This is a genomic window from Dietzia maris (assembly GCF_014144855.1).
In the GTDB taxonomy this organism is placed as follows: Bacteria; Actinomycetota; Actinomycetes; order Mycobacteriales; family Mycobacteriaceae; genus Dietzia; species Dietzia kunjamensis.
On record NZ_JAALDN010000457.1, the window covers coordinates 1 to 871 of the forward strand.

Sequence of the window (871 nt, forward strand, 5' to 3'; positions counted from 1 at the left end):
TTCGTCGGAGCAGCCCTGGCCGGGGTGACACTCGCACAGTGCCGGGAGCTCGCGGCCCTGGCGCTGGACAGCGACACGGCCCTCGACGCCAGGGACGCGGTGCTGGCGGCCCGGGGCTGAGCAGGAGCGCGAGCGGCTGACCGGCCAGTTCGGCGCGGCCAGGGCGTGGCCCACGGATCACGGCGGTACCGTCGGTGACGACGGGAGGATTCGACTGTGGACCGAAGTGGCGACATGACCGTGGACCTGTCCATCGAGACGGCGGACGGCACAGCGGAGGCGTTCGTCTCGCGACCCGACACCGCTGGGCATGACCTGCCGGGTGTGCTGCTGTTCCCCGACATCTTCGGCCTGAGGCCGCAGATCCGGACGATGATGGACCGCATCGCGAGCTGGGGCTACGTCGTCCTGGCGCCGAACGTCTTCTACCGGTCCGGCACCGTCGACGACCTGGCGCCGACCGTCGACCTGCGCGAGCCGGGAGGGCGGGACAGCTATATCGCGACCGTCTTCCCGCTGATGGAGGGGCTCACCTCCGACCTGTCGCGACCGGACACCGCCGCGTACCTGGACGCGCTGCTGGCACTGCCCGGGGTCACGGCTGACGCCGGGGTCATCGGCTACTGCATGGGGGCGCGACTGGCGTTGCGCGCCGGCGGCGACCACCCGGACCGCGTGGCCGCCGTCGGGGGTTTCCACGGCGGCGGGTTGGCGACGGACGAGAGCGACAGCCCGCACCTGAGTCTCGCGACGACCCGGGCTGCCGTCCTCCTGCGGCACGCCGACGATGACCCGTCGATGCCACAGGAGGGTATGGACACCATCTCCGCTCTCGCACGGAAATCCGGAGTGCCGCTGGATCAGTCCGTGT

General features: G+C 71.4%; 1 protein-coding gene. It reads left to right on the forward strand.

Translation table 11 applies throughout. The features are described 5' to 3' along the window. Positions 1 to 216: 216 nt before the first annotated feature. Positions 217 to 871 (forward strand): dienelactone hydrolase family protein (locus G6024_RS14175; RefSeq protein WP_235027923.1); only part of this gene is annotated, 655 nt, incomplete at its 3' end.